Source organism: Pseudomonas sp. KH_027 (assembly GCF_057838565.1).
This window is the reverse complement of record NZ_CM174470.1, coordinates 1,782,860-1,799,182: the sequence shown is the minus strand read 5'-3', so window position 1 is coordinate 1,799,182 and position 16,323 is coordinate 1,782,860. Positions and strand designations below refer to the sequence as shown.

Below are 16,323 nucleotides of genomic sequence, written 5' to 3'. Positions count from 1 at the left end.
TCGCTCCTTCGCGCACAAGGACCTCCACCATGACTCAAAGCTCCAGCGGCCGTGTCAGCCGAGAAAAACGTGGCCACATCCTGTTGATCGGCCTGGATCGCGCCACCAAGCGCAACGCCTTCGACCTGGACATGCTCAATGACCTGACCCTGGCCTATGGCGAGTTCGAGCGCGACGCCGACGCCCGCGTGGCCCTGGTGTTCGCCCACGGCGAGCATTTCAGCGCCGGCCTGGACCTGGCCAATGTCGCGGCGACCTTCGCCAGCGGCTGGCAGATCCCGCCAGGCGGTTTCGACCCCTGGGGCGTATTCGGCGGCCCACGGGTGAGCAAGCCGGTGATAGTCGCCGCCAAGGGCTATTGCTACACCATCGGCATCGAATTGATGCTGGCCTCGGATATCAACCTGTGCGCCAGCAATACCCGCTTCGCACAGATGGAAGTGCAACGCGGAATTTTCCCTTTCGGCGGCGCCACCTTGCGCATGCATCAGGTCGCCGGCTGGGGCAACGCTATGCGCTGGCTGCTCACCGGCGATGAGTTCGATGCGCACGAAGCCTACCGTCTCGGTCTGGTGCAGGAGGTGCTGGCCAGCGAAGAACTGCTGCCGCGCGCCTTGCAATTGGCCGAACGAATTGCCGCGCAGGCGCCCTTGGGCGTCAAGGCGACCCTGGCCTCGGCCCGTCAGGCCGTGCGCGAGGGCGAAGAAGCCGGCGCCCATGCCTTGGCCGCGAACGCCGCCCGCCTGATGGCCAGCGAAGATGCCCAGGAAGGCGTGCGTGCCATGCTCGAACGCCGCCCCGGCGACTTCAAGGGGCGTTGAGCGCCGCCGCACTGACGCGGAACTGCCCGACCAGCTGCTGCAATTTGTTGGCGGTATAGCGCACGCGCTCGGCACTGCTGTGCAGCACGCCGACGCTCTGCCCCATCTCGCTGGAGGCCTGGTCGACACCACGGATGGTCTGCCCGTAATGCAGGCTGCGCTGGTGCAGTTGCTTGATGATCTCGAACATGCGCTCCACGGTCTGGTGCAGATGGAGGTTCTCCGACGAGGCCTCTTCAGTCAGCCGCAGGCTGGCATCGACGTTCTCCACCCCGCCCTCCATAAACGCCACCGCCTGCTGGGTCTGCGCCTGCAAGCCTTCGACCATGCGGCGGATCTCCTCGGCGGCGCTGGCGGTGCGTGACGCCAGGGTACGCACCTCGCCCGCCACCACCGCAAAACCGCGGCCGTGGTCGCCGGCACGCGCCGCCTCGATCGCCGCGTTCAGCGCCAGCAAGTTGGTCTGATTGGTGATGTCGGTGATCAGGCCGACGATATTGCCAATTTCGGTCATCCGGCTGTCGAGCGATTGCACGCTCTGCGCCGAACGCTCGACCACATCGCGGATCGACTGGGTGCCGGCGCGCACCGCCTCGAACTGCTCGCGGGCACGAATGACGACATCATCCATAGCCTGCTTCATCTGCTCGGCAGTCATCGAGGCCTGCTGGATTTCGCCGAGCTGCTCCTCGACCAGCAGCAACATGCGGTGAATCGCCTCGGTCACGTCGCTGGAGTTCTGCCCGGCCAGGCTGCTGCGACTGAGCATGGTTTCGTTGGTTTGCCTGACGCTGTGGGAGACGCTGATCACCTGGCCGACGATACCGTCCAGGTTGTCGATAAAGCTGTTGATCCAGCGCCCCATATCACCGGTTTCATCGTTGCCCAACCGGGTACCGTCCAGACGCTGGCGCAAGTTGCCCTCGCCCTCGGCGATGGTACGGATCACTTCGGTCATCTCGGCCAGACGCGCCGCCAGGCGACCAGGACCGAAAGTGGCGAACATCCAGGCCCCGAGCAGCAGCAGGCCGGCGTTGAACAGGTACAGCAGGTGCTGTGGCAGGCCACTGAAATGCTGCAGCAGGGTGCTCACGGCGAACAATGAGATCACCGTCAACAGGTAGGTCTTCATCAATCCGATGCCGAGCGAACGGCGGCGGTACACCTCTTCCAGGTCGGCTTCGCACATCATCCCCCAGCGATCCAGCGAGCCGGGCAACTGGAAGGTCACCCCCTTGCCGATCACCGGGATGTGCCGGTAGTCCGAATACCCCGGGTAGGTGACGAACAGGTTCGAGCCGCGTTTGATGGTTTCGCGTACACCGGGGTGCAACTGGCCGGTGGCCGGGTCGACGAAGCGCAACTCCAGCTCGGTGTGCTTATCCACCCGCACCACGCCCCAATCGGTGTGTACACCGCTTTTCAGGTTTTCGCCGTGGCTGAAGGTGTTGTCCTCGAAGCGCGAACGCGACAAGGCCGTACCGACCTGGATGCGCGGGTCGAAACGCGAGTCGACCATGAACAGGTAGTTGTCGCCGGACTCGGGGTAGATATGCCCGGCCTCGCGCTGGATCAAGTCACCGAGCACATCGTTCGGCACCCGCCCGCACACGCAGCCCAGGCTTTTACCAGCGACCATGATCGGCTGGTAGAACATCAAGGTCACCGCATCGTGAAAACGCGAGGTGGACGGGCCGATGCTCAGGCTCAGCGGGTCGCTATAGGGGCCGTGCAACAGGGGTTGCTGCAGCCCACGCGCCACGGCTTGCGGGTCGAGGTCGCGCTGCGTGCAGTGCGCCGGCCAGGTCGAGGCCAGCACTTGGCCGTCACGGTCGATGATGAAGAGTTCGGAAAAGTCCGCCGCCTGTTCGCGCTTGCTGCGCAGCAGTTGCTGATCGACCCGGGCGAAGTCCTTACCCAGGCTTTCGGCCAACTCCGCCAGGTGCTCCCACTGTGCAACCGTCCAGGATTGCAGGATGCGCACACGGGTTTCGGCTATACCCTCGAAGGTTTGCTCGACCTGCGGGTAAATGCTGCGATTCAAGCGACATGACCACCCCATCGCGAGCTTGCCGGTCTTGCCCATCCAGGACAGCCAGCCCTGTTCGCTGGCGGTCAAATGCATCTGTGTACTTTGCAGAACGGCCATGTCGACTCCCTACTACAGACATCAAGAAGGATATCGTTAGCAGAGCAATTAATAGGCCAATAACCTAAGCCAATGATTTGGCCAAAACCCATAAAGAGGCTGTTACAGCCTGGTGCATGGCACCTTGCCAGCACCAGAACGGGGCGACCAGGTTCAACTGGCCGGGCGCAGCACCTCGATCAAGGGCTGCAGGGAGTAGCCCAGGCGCGATTTCAGGGCCTCGGCGCGACGCTCCAATTCGTCGAAATCCAGTTGCTGATCCAGATCGGCCGGCACGATCAGGATGACGTTGCCCTCCTTCACCGGCAGCTCCCAGTAATGCCGATGGTAGAGCCCGCGCAGCAGCGCGGCACCGAGCGGCTTGCCATCATCGCCGGCCCATTGGTTGATCACCAGCCAGCCGCCCGGGTTCAAGCGCTGCTGACAGCCCTCGAGAAAACGCCAGGCCAGGTGGCCAACGGCCGGGCCGTGGTCGGTGTACAAATCGACGAAGATCAAGTCGGCCGATTCGGCGCTTTCCAGCAGCGCCAGCGCATCGCCAACCCGTACATACAGGCGCGGGTCGTCATCCAGGCCGAGGTACTCCATCGCCAGGCGCGGCACGTCCGGGCGCAGCTCGATGGCCTCGACATCCTCCAACGGCAGGAACTTGAGACAGGCCTGGGTCAGCGTGCCGGCCCCAAGCCCCAGGAACAGCGCACTTTCCGGCGCCGCGTGGCACAGCGCGCCGATCAGCATGGCGCGGGTGTAGTCGTATTCCAGCCAGGTCGGATCGGCGATGAACACGCAGCTTTGCTCAATGGCATCGCCGAATTCGAGGAAGCGGTATTCGCCGACTTCCATTACCCGGATCACCCCGAACTCATCGTGCACTTCGGCCAGCAAAAGCTCTTCGGTCAACTCATCCCGCGGCGGCAGCCCAGGCATCACACTCTCCAACCATGACATCCCCGACCAGCATGAATCCGGGAAAGGCGCCGATTGTCATTGAAGAGCCAGGCCCCGGTCACGCGATAATTCACCAACGGAAAAACCAGCGCTCCACCGCTACCACGCCACAACAAGAACAATCTCGAGGCTCCCGTATGTACGCCATTATCGGCGCTGGCCCCATGGGCCTGTGCACCGCGCGACAACTGCAAAAGCATGGTATCCCCTTCGTCGGTTTCGAGCTGCACAGCGAGGTGGGCGGCCTGTGGGACATCGATAACCCGCACAGCACCATGTACCAATCTGCGCACCTGATCTCCTCCAAAGGCACCACCGAGTTCAGCGAGTTCCCGATGCGCGACGAAGTCGCGCCCTACCCGCACCACAGCGAAATGCGCCGTTATTTCCGCGACTACGCCGAGCACTTCGGCCTTTACCAGCACTTCCAGTTCAGCACCCGCGTGCAGCGCCTGGAGCGGCTCGACAAGGGCTGGCGACTGGTCAGCGAGCAGAATGGCATCAGCCGCGAATGGCTGTTCGAGGGCGTACTGCTGGCCAATGGCACGCTGCACAAGCCAAATCAGCCCGCACTGCCGGGCGAGTTCAGCGGCGAGTTGCTGCACTCCAGCGACTACTCCTCGCCGGCGATTTTCGACGGTAAACGGGTGTTGGTGGTCGGTTGCGGCAACTCTGCCTGCGACATCACCGTGGATGCCGTGCACCGCGCCGCTTCGGTCGACCTGTCGGTGCGCCGTGGCTATTACTTCCTGCCGAAATTCCTGCTCGGCCGCCCCATCGACACCTTCGGCGGCGCGATCAAACTGCCGCGCACGCTCAAGCAACGCATCGATGGCTGGCTGATTCGCGCGCTGATCGGCAAGCCGTCCGACTACGGCCTGCCCGACCCGGACTACAAACTCTACGAGTCGCACCCGGTGGTCAATTCACTGGTCCTGCATCACCTCGGCCACGGCGACATCAAAGCGCGGCGCGACATCGCCAAGGTCGAAGGCAAACAGGTGACGTTCAGCGATGGCGAGCATGCCGAGTACGACCTGATCTTGCAGGGCACCGGCTACACGCTGGACTACCCCTTCATCGACCGCCACCACCTCAACTGGCCCGAACGCGCTGGGGCGCCGCAGCTCTACCTCAACGTGTTCCACCCCGAGTACGACGACCTGTTCATGATGGGCATGGTCGAAGCCTCCGGCCTCGGCTGGCAGGGCCGCGCCGAACAGGCCGAACTGGTCGCCCTGTTCATCCGTCAGCGGCAGGCCGGCAGCCAAGCGGCGAAACGCTTCCAGCAGATCAAGCGTGAACGCGCGAGCATCCGCCTGGACGGTGGCTACCAGTACCTCGAGCTGGAGCGCATGGCCTACTACGTGCACAAAGACACCTACCGCGGCAGCATCCGCCAGCACAGCGAAGCACTGCGCAAGAACCTTCCCGCCCAGGCTGAAAACCCCCTGCAAACGGTTGCGCAACAGTGACCGTCACACTGATTACCGGGGCCGCCAATGGCCTCGGCTGGGCACTGGCGCGCGCCTGTTACGCCCGTGGCGACCAGCTCGTGCTCAGCGATATCGACGACATCAGCCTGGCGGCACGCTGCGCCGAACTGGACCCCGAGCGCGTGCTGAGCCTGGCCGGCGATATCACCGCCACACCGACTCAGCAGGCGTTAATCGAGCAGTGTCGCAAGCGCTTCGGCCGGCTCGACCTGTTGATCAACAACGCCGGCATCACCCACCGCTCGCCTGCCACCCACACCGACCCGGCGGTGTTTCGCCAGGTCATGGCCGTGGACTACCAGGCCCCGGTGGAGCTGACCCTCGGCGCCTTGCCGCTGCTGCGCGAAAGCCGGGGCCAGGTAGTCACCATCGGCTCGATGGCCGGCTGGATGCCGGTGCTCGGGCGTGCCGGTTACTGCGCCGCGAAAGGCGCACTGGGCCAATTCTTCGAGGTGCTGCGCGCGGAAATCGCCCTGGATGGCATCCACCTGCTGCTGGTCTACCCGAGCTTCCTCGACACCAGCATCGAACGCCACGCCCTGGGCGCCGACGGCCGCTCGGCCGGCCATCCGCGTTCCACCATCGGCCAGGTGCGCAGCGCCGACTGGATGGCCGAAGAGATCCTGCTCGCCCTGGCCAAGCGTCGCGAGCGCCTGTTCCCGGATCGTGGCAGCCACCTGGCCAGCCTGCTCTGGCGCCTGTGGCCGGCGCTCTACTACCGGCAAATGTGCCGCCGCTTCGCCGGCGAGCTGCCCAAACCGGGGGCACCCCATGTTTGACCCCTGGCTATGGCTCGGCGTCTGTATTTTGCTCGCCTATACCCTGGAAGCCATGACCGGCTTCGGTAGCGTGGTGATCGCCCTCTCGCTGGGCGCGCTGATGCTGCCGGTCAAGGAACTGCTGCCGATCCTGGTCGCGCTGAATATCTGCATGAGCGGCTACCTGGCCCACCGGCATCGGCACCTGATCGACTGGCGCCTGCTGCTCAACCTGATTCTGCCGGGCATGCTGGTCGGCACCCTGATCGGTTTCGGCCTCAGCCCCTGGCTCAGCGACGGCGCACTCAAGCAAGGCTTCGGCGTGCTGATCCTCTGGTTCGCCCTGCGCGAACTGCTGCGCACGGGCCAAGGCCAGCCCAGCGGCCGCACGCCGTTGTGGATGACCCGGCTGCAAATCGGTGCCGCCGGGATCAGTCATGGCCTGTTCGCGTCCGGCGGACCGCTGCTGGTCTATGCCCTGGCTGCGACCGAACTGGACAAGGCACGTTTTCGCGCCAGCCTGGTCTGCGTCTGGTTCGGCCTCAACAGCCTGCTGACCCTGGCCTTTCTCGCCAATGGCAGCCTGCAGCCGGCACTACCGCGCATCGCCAGCTATCTGCCGCTGCTGGTGATCGGCGTGCTGCTCGGCGAGCGCCTGCACCATCGGGTCGCCGAGCAGCACTTTCGCCTCGGCATTTACCTGCTGCTGTGCATCACCGGTGCCCTGCTCGCCTGGCGAAGTTGATCGATACAGCCAACCTATGAAGACCATCGGCTGGCAGCGTCGAGACGAGCTGTTACCATGCAAGCTCCTATAAGAGCAGCCGTATCGAGTCCGCAATGAGCCAAGCCTGGAGCCCCGAAAGCTGGAGAGCCAAACCCATCCAGCAGCAACCTCAGTACCCCGACGCCGCGCACCTGGCGCAGGTCGAGCAGACCCTGGCCAGCTACCCGCCACTGGTATTTGCCGGCGAAGCCCGCGAACTGCGTCGCCAGTTTGCCGAGGTCACCCAGGGCCGCGCCTTCCTGCTGCAAGGCGGTGACTGCGCTGAGAGCTTTGCCGAATTTTCCGCGGCGAAAATCCGCGACACCTTCAAGGTGCTGCTGCAAATGGCGATCGTCATGACGTTCGCCGCCGGTTGCCCGGTAGTGAAAGTTGGGCGCATGGCCGGCCAATTCGCCAAACCGCGCTCGGCCAACGATGAAACCATCGGCGCCGTGACCCTGCCCGCCTATCGCGGCGACATCGTCAACGGCATCGGCTTCGACGAGAAAAGCCGCGTGCCGGATCCGGAGCGCCTGCTGCAGGCCTACCACCAGTCCACCGCCAGCCTGAACCTGCTGCGCGCCTTCGCCCAGGGCGGCTTTGCCGACCTGCACCAGGTGCATCAGTGGAACCTCGATTTCATCGCCCATTCGGCGCTGGGCGAAAAATACAGCCAGTTGGCCGACCGCATCGACGAAACCCTGTCCTTCATGCGCGCCTGCGGCATGGACACCTCGCCGCAACTGCGCGAAACCAGCTTTTTCACCGCTCACGAAGCGCTGCTACTGAACTATGAACAAGCCTTCGTACGCCGCGACAGCCTGACCGGCGGCGATTACGCCTGCTCGGCGCACATGCTCTGGATCGGCGACCGCACCCGCCAGTTGGATGGCGCACACGTCGAGTTCCTGCGCGGCGTCGGCAACCCGATCGGGGTCAAAGTCGGCCCGAGCATGGACAGCGAAGAGCTGATCCGCTTGATCGACCTCCTCAACCCGGACAACGACCCCGGCCGCCTCAACCTGATCGTGCGCATGGGCGCGGACAAGGTCGAAGCCGGGCTGCCGCGCCTGATCCAGACCGTGCAACGCGAAGGTCGTCAGGTGCTGTGGAGCTCCGACCCGATGCACGGCAACACCATCAAGGCCAGCAGCGGCTACAAGACCCGCGATTTCGCGCAAATCCTGGCCGAGGTCAAACAGTTCTTCGCCGTGCATCAAGCCGAGGGCAGCTACGCGGGCGGCATCCATATCGAGATGACCGGACAGAACGTCACCGAATGCATCGGCGGCGCCCGACCGATTACCGAAGACGGCCTCTCGGACCGCTACCACACCCATTGCGACCCACGGATGAACGCCGACCAGTCGCTGGAACTGGCCTTCCTGATCGCCGAAACGCTGAAACAAGTACGCCGCTGATCTGCTTGTTTATTGGGTTCCCGCCTTCGCGGGGCCCAGTAAAACGTGCAACTTCCGGGCTGCGATGCAGCTACAACCCAGCCAGCGCCGCCTGCAGGCGCATTGTTCCCGGCCGCTTGCAGGTGATCGCCACGTCATCCAGACCCAGCCAACGCGCCATGCGGCGCAGGTTCAGCGCCAACGCCGCCATACCCTCGTCGTCCAGCCCCGGCTCTTCCTCATGCACGGCATGCACCGCCAACCGCCCCTGGGCGCGTTCGGCACGCAGGTCGACCCGCGCGGCCAGGCGTTCGCGGTGCAGAAACGGCAGCACGTAGTAGCCATACACCCGCTTGGGCTGCGGCGTGTAGATCTCCAGGCGGTAGCGGAAGTCGAACAGCCGCTCGGTACGCGCCCGCTCCCAGATCAGCGAATCGAAGGGCGACAGCAGCGCACTGGCGTCGACCTTGCGCGGAATTTTCGGCTCGCCCAGGCAATACGCCGGCTGCCGCCAGCCTTGCACCTGAACCGGCAGCAACGCGCCAGCCTCCAGCAACTCCGCCAGCCGCGCCTGGCTGTCGGCCGCTTCCAGGCGGTAGTAGTCGCGCAAATCCTTTTCCGTGGCGACCCCCAACGCCGCGGCCGAGCGCAGCAACAATTGCCGTTGCGCCTGCGCTTCATCCAGCTCAGGGTGTTCCAGCAAGGCACTCGGCAGCACCCGCTCCGGCAAATCATAGAGGCGTTCGAAGCCTCGGCGGCCGGCCACTGTCACTTCGCCGGCGGCGAACAACCATTCCAGCGCGTGCTTTTCGGCGCTCCAGTCCCACCACGGCCCGGCCCGCTCCTCGCGGGTGGTCAGTGTGCCGGCACCGACTGCCCCCTGCTCGCGCACTGTCTGCAGCACCCGCTGAATCACGCTTTGCTGCTCGTGACCAAAGCGTGCCAGCTGGCCGTAGATGCCCTGCCCCTGAGCCGCGCGGCGCATGCGCCAACGCAGCAACGGATAGACCGACTGCGGCAGCAACGAGGCCTCATGGCCCCAATACTCGAACAAGGTGCGCTTGCGCCCGCTGCTCCAGGCCGCCTGCTCCAGCAGCTGCGCGGGGTAATCACCGAGACGGGAAAACAGCGGCAGGTAGTGCGAACGCACCAGGGCATTGACCGAGTCGATCTGCAGCACGCCCAGGCGCTCGATCATCTGGTTGAGCCGTGGCGGCTTGACCACCGCAGAGCCGGCACGCCCGGAAAAACCTTGGGCACTGAGGGCCAGACGGCGGGCTTGCTTCAGGGAAAGTGAGAGCATCGAGCCACTCCTGCCTGGTGAGCGACCCTGTTCCTGAGCCTGTCGACGACAGGCTGAAGACTCAACCGAGCGCTAAGGCGTCAGGTTGCAAGCGCGGCTCGGACACACCCGGCGTGTCAGATAGTTGCGCTGCAGGATACGGCTTGGCGAAGGTAAATGCTGCGGGCGACGGGCCTTTTTCCTCCAGCATGGCGAGCGCCCGCTTGGCCGATTCAGGCGTGGGAATATGCCCGTGCGGCACCCACCACAACACCAACGAGGGCGAGTCGAGCTTCTCCATCCAGCTTTTCTTGTGTCTCAGGACCGCGAGATGTTCGCCGGAGTACACATAGTTCTTCAGCGCTTCGAATGACTCCCAGACCGACATATTGACGATGATCCGCTCATCGTCGAACAGCTTGATCGAGGTGGCATCGCCCTCATCGGTTTGCAGGCGCCAGACGAACCCCGGGCTGTTTTCCGCGAGGCGATTGATCGGTTCCAGTTGCTCGACAAAGCCCCGCATCAACGGATCGTCCATGGGGGCTTTGGCGCGAGCGATATTGACCTGAGCGAGTTGGTATTTTTGACTCATTTACCCTTCCTTGATGACTGCAACTGACATTGACTGCGGCTCACTCGATTGTTGTAGCCTATTCAGTGCCTGAGTGGATCATCCCAGAACGGCCGCTCGCTTTCCTGCAGCAGGTCCGCTCGACTCAACCCGAGATCCTTGAGCGAATTATCACTCAAACTGGCCAGCTGCCGACGCTGTGCGGCTAATTCATGCCAGCGCTTAGCGCGCTTCCACGCCTGGCTCAGCAACCGCCAGAGAGCGGAGTCGGATTTGGGCAGCGCAGTGGCGATGGCATAGCCTTTTTGACTTTTCATCATTAAACCCTCCGGTTAGCTTCTGCCCCTTCGGCAGTGCGACGAACTGCTGCGTCTGGGGATGGCGCAAGTGTCCGTCCGGGCTTAAGATCAATCAAACGAATGTTTCTTATGCAATACATCTTGGAGATTGATGAGATGAGCAGCTACCCCGGTATCGACAGCGAGCTCCTGCGCACCTTCGTTGCGATTGCCGATCTGGGTGGCTTTACCCGCGCGGCCGAAGCGGTCAACCGCACGCAATCGGCGGTCAGCATGCAGATGAAACGCCTGGAGGAAGACGTGGTGCAGCGCTCGTTGTTCGAGCGCGATGGCCGCCAGGTGCGCTTGACCGCCGAAGGCCAGGTGTTGCTGGGCTATGCCCGGCGCATCCTCAAACTGCATGGCGAAGTGATCAACACCTTGCGCGAGCCACACATGGTCGGCTCGGTGCGCATCGGCACACCGGATGATTATGTGATGCGCTTTCTGCCGGGGATTCTCTCGCGCTTCGCCCAGGCCTACCCGATGGTGCAGGTGGAAGTGCATTGCGAGTCCTCCTCGCAGCTGTTGCAACGCCAGGATCTCGACCTGTCGATCGTGACGCGCATGCCCGGCGATGAGATCGGTCAACTGCTGCGCCAGGAGCGTTTCGTCTGGGCTGAAGCACTGGGCTTCAGCCCCCATGAGCAAACGCCCCTGCCACTGGCCATGTTCAACAACGACTGCTTCTGCCGCCTCTGGGCCTGCAACGCGCTGGACGCCATCGAGCGCGAGTATCGGGTCGCCTACACCAGCCCCAGCCTGTCGGCGATCATGGCGGTGGTCAGCGCCGGCCTGGCCGTGACCGCGCAGTTGCAAAGCCTGATCACGCCGGATCTGCGCATACTCGGCAAAGCCGAAAACCTGCCCGAACTGCCGCTGTGCAGCATCGTGCTGCTGCGTAACGCGCGCAACCAATCACCGGTGACCGAATCCTTGGCCGAGCATATTGCCGAAGGCTTTCGTGTTTGACCCAGGCGGCCGTCACTTCAACGCCAGCGACACCGCACAGAGCACCAGAAAGCCGCAGAACAGCGAACGCAGCACCCGCTCTGGCAGGGCATGGGCCAGCTTCACCCCCCAACTGACACTGAGCAAGCCACCCACGGCCAAGGGAATACCCATGGTCCAGGCCACATGGTCGTGCAACGCGTAAGTCAGCAAAGTGACCGCGGTACTCGGCGCCGCCAGCGCCAGGGACAAGCCCTGGGCGACGACCTGGGTGGTACCGAACAGGCTGGTCAACACCGGCGTGGCCAGCACCGCGCCGCCGACGCCGAACATGCCGCCCAGCACCCCGGAGCAACTGCCCAGCAGGCCAAACCACGGCCAGGGGTGACGCAACTCGCTGCTTGGCGGGCTCGGCCGGAAAAACAACCGGCTCAGGTTGTAGACGGCTAGCACCACCAGGAAACCGACGAAGGCCATACGCATCAACCCGGCATCCAGGTTCACCGCATAAAACGAAGCCAACCAGGCAAAGAAGAAGCCCGAGATCCCCAGCGCCATGGCATAGCGCAGGTCGATGCGGTTGCGCTGGTTATAGCGCCACAACGCCAGCAGCACGTTGGGCACCACCATCACCAGCGCCGTGCCCTGGGCCAACTGTTGATCGAGGCCAAAGAGCACCCCAAGCGCCGGAATGGCGATCAGGCCGCCGCCGATACCGAACAGCCCGCCCACAGAGCCCAGTGCCAGGCCCAGGACTACATTGAGGATTAAATCGATCAGGCTCATCGGCAACTCCAACTCCAGGTGCAGCCAGGGTACGCAGTAGCCGCTAGCACGGAAACGCACAGCCACGCACAATGGCTATGCGAAAATCGCAAAGGCAATCGTACCGCCATGAATCCAGACGCCCTGACTGACCAACTCACCCTGTTTCTCGACGTGCTGGACAGCGGCAGTTTTTCTGCCGCCGCGCGGCGCCATCCGTTAACCCCCTCAGCAGTGGCACGGCGGATCGATGCCCTGGAGCGCTCACTGGGCAGCCGCCTGTTCAGCCGCAGCACCCACGCCGTGCGCGCCACGCCCGCGGGCCTGGCATTTGCCGAGCGGGCCAAGCGAGTGCTGGCGGAATTGCGCTTGGCGCGCGCCGAGGCGGTGTCTCTGAGCAGCGCGCCGGAGGGCCTGATCCGCATCGATGCGCCTTCGCCGTTCGGCCGCCGTCACCTGGCCCCGGCGATTGCCGAGTTTCTGCTCGCCTACCCCGGCCTGGATGTCCAATTACGCTTGATCGACAGTTTTGTCGACCTGCATGGCGAGCATCTCGGCGAAGTCGACCTGGTGCTGCGCATTGGCCCACTGGCTGACACCCGCCTGGTCGCAACCCCCTTGGCGCCACTGGTACGGGTAGTCTGTGCCAGCCCCGCCTACCTCAAACAGCGTGGCATACCGCGCAACCCGAGCGAACTGGCCGAACACGACGGCCTCGATTGGGACGCCCTGGCGCCACCCCACGCCTGGCGTTTCGAGCAGGACGGGCGGATGCAGGTGTTCCGCCCGCAGCGCCTGCGCATGACGGCCAATAATGCCGAGGCGCTGGTGTTCGGTGCGTTGAGCGGCCTCGGCATCGCCCATCTACCGACCTGGCTGATCAGCGATTACCTGATGCGTGGCGAACTGGTGCCGCTGTTTTGTGAAAATGGCCTGCCACCGCCGGAGCCCAGCGGCATCTATGCTTTGCGTCTGGAAAGTAAAACCAGTTCGCGCAGCCGCCTGCTGCTGGAATTTCTGAAAACCCGCTACGGCCCGGTACCGCCCTGGGATCTGGCACTGCAAAGCGGTCTGGGCCGCAGCTGACGCACGATCAGGAAGATCTGCAGACTCAGGCGGCCTCCGCGGCCCCAGCGCGTGCCGAACAACAATCGTCAGCATAAGCAGCACTAAAACATGGCGAACGAAAGTCGAGCGCGCTAACTTTAGTCCTATCACTTTATGGAGGCATCTATGGAACACCCCGCCCCTTGCGCACAACTGCAGCTCGACAACCAGTTGTGCTTTGCCCTCCACTCCACGTCCCTGATAATGACCAAGGTCTACAAACCCCTGTTGCAGGCGCTCAACCTCACCTATCCGCAATACCTGGCGATGCTGGTGCTGTGGGAAGGTGACGGCATCACCGTCGGCGAACTCAGCCAGCGCCTGCTCACCGATCCAGGCTCGGTCACCCCACTGCTCAAGCGCCTGGAAGGCGAAGGCCTGCTGACCCGTACTCGCAGCAGTGTCGATGAGCGCGTGGTGGAGTTGCACCTGACGGACAAAGGCCGGGCGCTGCAACAGCAGGCCCAAGCCGTGCCAACCTGCATTCTCAAGGCCACCGAACAGTCGATCGAGCAGTTGACCGCCCTGACAAAAGAACTGGTCAGCCTGCGCAGCAGCCTGCAGAAGGCCGTTTAGAGCCTTATTCCAAAAAGCATTGGGTCTTATCGCGAACTTTTCCAAAATTTAACTTGCGCGCAAAATAGATCGCCGCTAACTTCTTCGTCACGCACCTAGTTAGCGCGCAAATCTTTAGCAAGCAAACATAACTTTGGAGATCCTCGCATGCAAACCATCAAAGCACTCTACACCGCTACCGCCACCGCAACCGGAGGCCGTGATGGCCGCGCGGTTTCCGCCGACGGCTTTCTCGACGTCAAACTGACCACCCCACGCGAACTCGGCGGCCAGGGCGGCGAAGCCACCAACCCCGAGCAACTGTTCGCTGCCGGCTACTCGGCCTGCTTTATCGGCGCCCTGAAGTTCGTTGCCAGCCAAAGCAAACGCCAACTGCCAAACGACAGCTCGATCACCGGCAAGGTCGGCATCGGCCAAATCCCGGGCGGTTTTGGCCTGGAGGTCGAATTGAACATCAGCCTGCCGGGCCTGGAGCAAACCGACGCAGAGGCCCTGGTAGCCGCAGCCCACCAGGTTTGCCCCTACTCCAACGCCACCCGCGGCAACATCCAGGTCAACCTGAACGTCGTGGTTTAAGCCGCGCCCCAACCGCCCCGACGACGAGGAATTCGATGATGAAATCGTTCAGCAAAACTCTTACCGGTAGCGTTCTTGCCCTCTCCATCGGCAGCGCTTTCGCGGCCGGCAGCCCAGGTGTCGAACACAACACCCAGGCCTTCCTCGAAGCCCTCGCAGCCGGCGGCGGCAAGCCGCTCGAACAGATGACAGTGAAAGACGCCCGTGCCGTATTGGTCGGTGCCCAGGCCGGGGGCAAGCTGGAATTGCCGAAAGCCGATGTCAGCCAGAAGACCATCACCGCCGATGGCCAGCGGATTGACCTGACCATCGTCCGCCCGGCCGGCGTGCAAGGCACTTTGCCAGTGTTCATGTTCTTCCACGGTGGCGGCTGGGTGCTCGGCGACTACCCGACCCATGAACGGCTGATCCGTGACTTGGTCGCAGGCTCAGGCGCGGTGGCGGTATACGTCGATTACACGCCCTCGCCGGAGGCCCACTACCCGACCGCGATCAACCAGGCTTATGCCGCCACCCAATGGGTGGCCGAGCACGGCCAGGAAATCAATGTCGACGGTTCACGCCTGGCGGTGGCCGGCAACAGCGTTGGCGGCAACATGGCCGCCGTGGTCAGCCTGATGGCCAAGGACAAGGGCACACCGAAGATCCGCTTCCAGGCGCTGCTCTGGCCAGTGACCGACGCCAACCTGGAAACCGGCTCCTACAACCAGTTCGCCCAGGGGCATTTCCTGACCAAACCGTTGATGGCATGGTTCTGGGATAACTACACCACCGATCCCAAACAGCGCGCCGAGATCTACGCCTCGCCCCTGCAAGCCAGCACCGCCCAGCTCAAAGGCCTGCCGCCAACCTTGATCCAGACCGCCGAACTCGACGTGCTGCGTGATGAAGGCGAGGCTTACGGCCGCAAACTGGATGCCGCTGGCGTGCCCGTCACCTCGGTGCGCTACAACGGCATGATCCACGACTTCGGCCTGCTGAATGTGCTCAGCACGGTTCCTGCGGTGCGCTCGGCCATGCGGCAGGCCGGCGAAGAACTGAAAAAGCACCTCGACTGAGCAACTGCCCACTAGAGGCCGCGCTTATCATCGCGGCCGCCAACAGCATCGATTGGTACTCACCAGGCAAAATCGTACGCACAAAAAAGCCCGATTCGATAATCGGGCTTTTTTTCACTCGTGCTTCACGCCAAGGTTCAGGCCTGTGGAGCCTTGGTGCGGCCTTTGTAGGAGCCACCTTCACGGGTATCGATTTCGATCCAGTCACCGATTTCAACGAAATCGGCAACGCTCAGCTCGGTGCCGTTTTTCAGTTTGGCCGGCTTCATCACCTTGCCCGAAGTGTCGCCGCGAGCGGAACCTTCGGTGTAGTCAACCTGACGCACGATGGTGGTCGGCAGATCAACGGAAACCAGACGCTCTTCGAAGAACACGGCTTCGCAGATGTCGCTCATGCCTTCTTCGATGAACGGCAGAACGCCTTCGATGTCTTCGGCGTTCAGCTCGTACATGGTGTAGTCGGTGGTATCCATGAACGTGTAGACGTCGCCGTTGATGAAGGACAGCGTCGCTTCTTTACGGTCGAGGATCACGTCGTCCAGCTTGTCGTCTGCGCTGTAGACGGTTTCGGTCTTGTAACCGGTCAGCAGGTTTTTCAGCTTGGTCTTCATGATCGCGCTGTTACGACCGGACTTGGTGAATTCAGCTTTCTGAACCAGCCAAGGATCGTTGTCGATACGGATCACGGTACCGGGTTTCAGTTCTTTACCAGTTTTCATTACGAATATCCGAATTTGGATGGAGATTTACAAGAATCT

General features: G+C 63.1%; 17 protein-coding genes. 10 read left to right on the top strand and 7 right to left on the bottom strand.

Annotation, left to right across the window (positions count from 1 at the left end; genetic code table 11):
• Positions 1 to 29: 29 nt before the first annotated feature.
• A complete protein-coding gene (locus tag AC3IYG_RS08510; RefSeq protein ID WP_489313344.1) occupies positions 30 to 821 on the top strand; it encodes a crotonase/enoyl-CoA hydratase family protein in 792 nt (263 codons plus the stop codon).
• On the opposite strand, the gene AC3IYG_RS08505 is transcribed toward AC3IYG_RS08510, so the two are convergent.
• Both AC3IYG_RS08505 and AC3IYG_RS08500 read right to left on the bottom strand, forming a co-directional pair.
• The gene (locus AC3IYG_RS08505) at positions 808 to 2,970 is read right to left on the bottom strand and encodes a methyl-accepting chemotaxis protein (protein ID WP_489313343.1); all 2,163 of its coding nucleotides are present in this window, start codon (positions 2,968 to 2,970) and stop codon (positions 808 to 810) included. The genes AC3IYG_RS08510 and AC3IYG_RS08505 overlap by 14 nt on opposite strands.
• A 153-nt stretch (positions 2,971 to 3,123) precedes the next feature.
• Complete coding sequence (locus tag AC3IYG_RS08500; RefSeq protein ID WP_489313342.1) at positions 3,124 to 3,897, bottom strand: spermidine synthase; 774 nt, start codon at positions 3,895 to 3,897, stop codon at positions 3,124 to 3,126.
• A gap of 158 nt (positions 3,898 to 4,055) precedes the next feature.
• Between AC3IYG_RS08500 and AC3IYG_RS08495 the strand changes: the two genes are divergently transcribed.
• The 4 genes from AC3IYG_RS08495 to AC3IYG_RS08480 all read left to right on the top strand — a co-directional run bounded on the left by AC3IYG_RS08495 (position 4,056) and on the right by AC3IYG_RS08480 (position 8,359).
• Positions 4,056 to 5,393 (top strand): flavin-containing monooxygenase, encoded by a 1,338-nt coding sequence (locus AC3IYG_RS08495; protein ID WP_489313341.1) that lies wholly within the window; start codon positions 4,056 to 4,058, stop codon positions 5,391 to 5,393.
• Complete coding sequence (locus AC3IYG_RS08490) at positions 5,390 to 6,193, top strand: SDR family NAD(P)-dependent oxidoreductase (protein WP_489313340.1); 804 nt, start codon at positions 5,390 to 5,392, stop codon at positions 6,191 to 6,193. Before AC3IYG_RS08495 ends, AC3IYG_RS08490 begins: the two co-directional genes overlap by 4 nt.
• On the top strand, positions 6,186 to 6,917 hold the full coding sequence (locus AC3IYG_RS08485; RefSeq protein ID WP_489313339.1) for a sulfite exporter TauE/SafE family protein: 732 nt from the start codon (positions 6,186 to 6,188) through the stop codon (positions 6,915 to 6,917). The genes AC3IYG_RS08490 and AC3IYG_RS08485 overlap by 8 nt, the downstream gene beginning before the upstream one ends.
• A 95-nt stretch (positions 6,918 to 7,012) precedes the next feature.
• A complete protein-coding gene (locus AC3IYG_RS08480) occupies positions 7,013 to 8,359 on the top strand; it encodes a class II 3-deoxy-7-phosphoheptulonate synthase (protein WP_489313338.1) in 1,347 nt (448 codons plus the stop codon).
• A gap of 70 nt (positions 8,360 to 8,429) precedes the next feature.
• Here AC3IYG_RS08480 and AC3IYG_RS08475 read toward each other — a convergent pair whose 3' ends face one another.
• From AC3IYG_RS08475 to AC3IYG_RS08465, 3 genes are all read right to left on the bottom strand, one after another.
• On the bottom strand, positions 8,430 to 9,641 hold the full coding sequence (locus tag AC3IYG_RS08475; RefSeq protein WP_489313337.1) for a winged helix-turn-helix domain-containing protein: 1,212 nt from the start codon (positions 9,639 to 9,641) through the stop codon (positions 8,430 to 8,432).
• 61 nt (positions 9,642 to 9,702) lie between these two features.
• On the bottom strand, positions 9,703 to 10,215 hold the full coding sequence (locus tag AC3IYG_RS08470) for a DUF3291 domain-containing protein (RefSeq protein ID WP_489313336.1): 513 nt from the start codon (positions 10,213 to 10,215) through the stop codon (positions 9,703 to 9,705).
• A gap of 62 nt (positions 10,216 to 10,277) precedes the next feature.
• The gene (locus tag AC3IYG_RS08465) at positions 10,278 to 10,511 is read right to left on the bottom strand and encodes a DUF1127 domain-containing protein (RefSeq protein ID WP_489313871.1); all 234 of its coding nucleotides are present in this window, start codon (positions 10,509 to 10,511) and stop codon (positions 10,278 to 10,280) included.
• A gap of 138 nt (positions 10,512 to 10,649) precedes the next feature.
• Here AC3IYG_RS08465 and AC3IYG_RS08460 point away from each other — a divergent pair, with 138 nt between their 5' ends.
• Positions 10,650 to 11,504 carry a LysR family transcriptional regulator gene (locus tag AC3IYG_RS08460; protein WP_489313870.1) on the top strand — a complete coding sequence of 285 codons (855 nt, stop codon included), beginning with the start codon at positions 10,650 to 10,652 and terminating at the stop codon, positions 11,502 to 11,504.
• A 12-nt stretch (positions 11,505 to 11,516) separates the two neighbouring features.
• Here the strand turns inward: AC3IYG_RS08460 and AC3IYG_RS08455 are convergent, their stop codons facing one another.
• On the bottom strand, positions 11,517 to 12,269 hold the full coding sequence (locus AC3IYG_RS08455) for a sulfite exporter TauE/SafE family protein (protein WP_489313869.1): 753 nt from the start codon (positions 12,267 to 12,269) through the stop codon (positions 11,517 to 11,519).
• Between the two features lie 108 nt (positions 12,270 to 12,377).
• Here AC3IYG_RS08455 and AC3IYG_RS08450 point away from each other — a divergent pair, with 108 nt between their 5' ends.
• The 4 genes from AC3IYG_RS08450 to AC3IYG_RS08435 all read left to right on the top strand — a co-directional run bounded on the left by AC3IYG_RS08450 (position 12,378) and on the right by AC3IYG_RS08435 (position 15,565).
• Positions 12,378 to 13,334: a LysR family transcriptional regulator gene (locus AC3IYG_RS08450; RefSeq protein ID WP_489313335.1), complete on the top strand. Its 957-nt coding sequence runs from the start codon at positions 12,378 to 12,380 to the stop codon at positions 13,332 to 13,334.
• 147 nt (positions 13,335 to 13,481) lie between these two features.
• Positions 13,482 to 13,931, top strand: coding sequence for a MarR family winged helix-turn-helix transcriptional regulator (locus AC3IYG_RS08445; protein WP_489313334.1), 450 nt, complete (start codon positions 13,482 to 13,484; stop codon positions 13,929 to 13,931).
• A 147-nt stretch (positions 13,932 to 14,078) separates the two neighbouring features.
• Positions 14,079 to 14,507 (top strand): organic hydroperoxide resistance protein, encoded by a 429-nt coding sequence (locus AC3IYG_RS08440; RefSeq protein ID WP_489313333.1) that lies wholly within the window; start codon positions 14,079 to 14,081, stop codon positions 14,505 to 14,507.
• A gap of 38 nt (positions 14,508 to 14,545) precedes the next feature.
• Complete coding sequence (locus AC3IYG_RS08435; protein WP_489313868.1) at positions 14,546 to 15,565, top strand: alpha/beta hydrolase; 1,020 nt, start codon at positions 14,546 to 14,548, stop codon at positions 15,563 to 15,565.
• A gap of 137 nt (positions 15,566 to 15,702) precedes the next feature.
• On the opposite strand, the gene AC3IYG_RS08430 is transcribed toward AC3IYG_RS08435, so the two are convergent.
• Entirely contained in the window at positions 15,703 to 16,284 is a 582-nt protein-coding gene (locus AC3IYG_RS08430; RefSeq protein ID WP_489313332.1) for an elongation factor P, read from the bottom strand.
• Between the last annotated feature and the right edge of the window lie 39 nt (positions 16,285 to 16,323).

What these genes read in the sequence shown, in the direction of transcription:
- AC3IYG_RS08470 (WP_489313336.1), bottom strand. Translation starts at nt 10,215, where the DNA reads ATGAGTCAAAAATACCAACTCGCTCAGGTCAATATCGCTCGCGCCAAA.
- AC3IYG_RS08510 (WP_489313344.1), top strand. Translation starts at nt 30, where the DNA reads ATGACTCAAAGCTCCAGCGGCCGTGTCAGCCGAGAAAAACGTGGCCAC.
- AC3IYG_RS08435 (WP_489313868.1), top strand. Translation starts at nt 14,546, where the DNA reads ATGAAATCGTTCAGCAAAACTCTTACCGGTAGCGTTCTTGCCCTCTCC.
- AC3IYG_RS08440 (WP_489313333.1), top strand. Translation starts at nt 14,079, where the DNA reads ATGCAAACCATCAAAGCACTCTACACCGCTACCGCCACCGCAACCGGA.
- AC3IYG_RS08445 (WP_489313334.1), top strand. Translation starts at nt 13,482, where the DNA reads ATGGAACACCCCGCCCCTTGCGCACAACTGCAGCTCGACAACCAGTTG.
- AC3IYG_RS08450 (WP_489313335.1), top strand. Translation starts at nt 12,378, where the DNA reads ATGAATCCAGACGCCCTGACTGACCAACTCACCCTGTTTCTCGACGTG.
- AC3IYG_RS08455 (WP_489313869.1), bottom strand. Translation starts at nt 12,269, where the DNA reads ATGAGCCTGATCGATTTAATCCTCAATGTAGTCCTGGGCCTGGCACTG.
- AC3IYG_RS08460 (WP_489313870.1), top strand. Translation starts at nt 10,650, where the DNA reads ATGAGCAGCTACCCCGGTATCGACAGCGAGCTCCTGCGCACCTTCGTT.
- AC3IYG_RS08505 (WP_489313343.1), bottom strand. Translation starts at nt 2,970, where the DNA reads ATGGCCGTTCTGCAAAGTACACAGATGCATTTGACCGCCAGCGAACAG.
- AC3IYG_RS08495 (WP_489313341.1), top strand. Translation starts at nt 4,056, where the DNA reads ATGTACGCCATTATCGGCGCTGGCCCCATGGGCCTGTGCACCGCGCGA.
- AC3IYG_RS08500 (WP_489313342.1), bottom strand. Translation starts at nt 3,897, where the DNA reads ATGCCTGGGCTGCCGCCGCGGGATGAGTTGACCGAAGAGCTTTTGCTG.
- AC3IYG_RS08465 (WP_489313871.1), bottom strand. Translation starts at nt 10,511, where the DNA reads ATGAAAAGTCAAAAAGGCTATGCCATCGCCACTGCGCTGCCCAAATCC.
- AC3IYG_RS08485 (WP_489313339.1), top strand. Translation starts at nt 6,186, where the DNA reads ATGTTTGACCCCTGGCTATGGCTCGGCGTCTGTATTTTGCTCGCCTAT.
- AC3IYG_RS08430 (WP_489313332.1), bottom strand. Translation starts at nt 16,284, where the DNA reads ATGAAAACTGGTAAAGAACTGAAACCCGGTACCGTGATCCGTATCGAC.
- AC3IYG_RS08475 (WP_489313337.1), bottom strand. Translation starts at nt 9,641, where the DNA reads ATGCTCTCACTTTCCCTGAAGCAAGCCCGCCGTCTGGCCCTCAGTGCC.
- AC3IYG_RS08480 (WP_489313338.1), top strand. Translation starts at nt 7,013, where the DNA reads ATGAGCCAAGCCTGGAGCCCCGAAAGCTGGAGAGCCAAACCCATCCAG.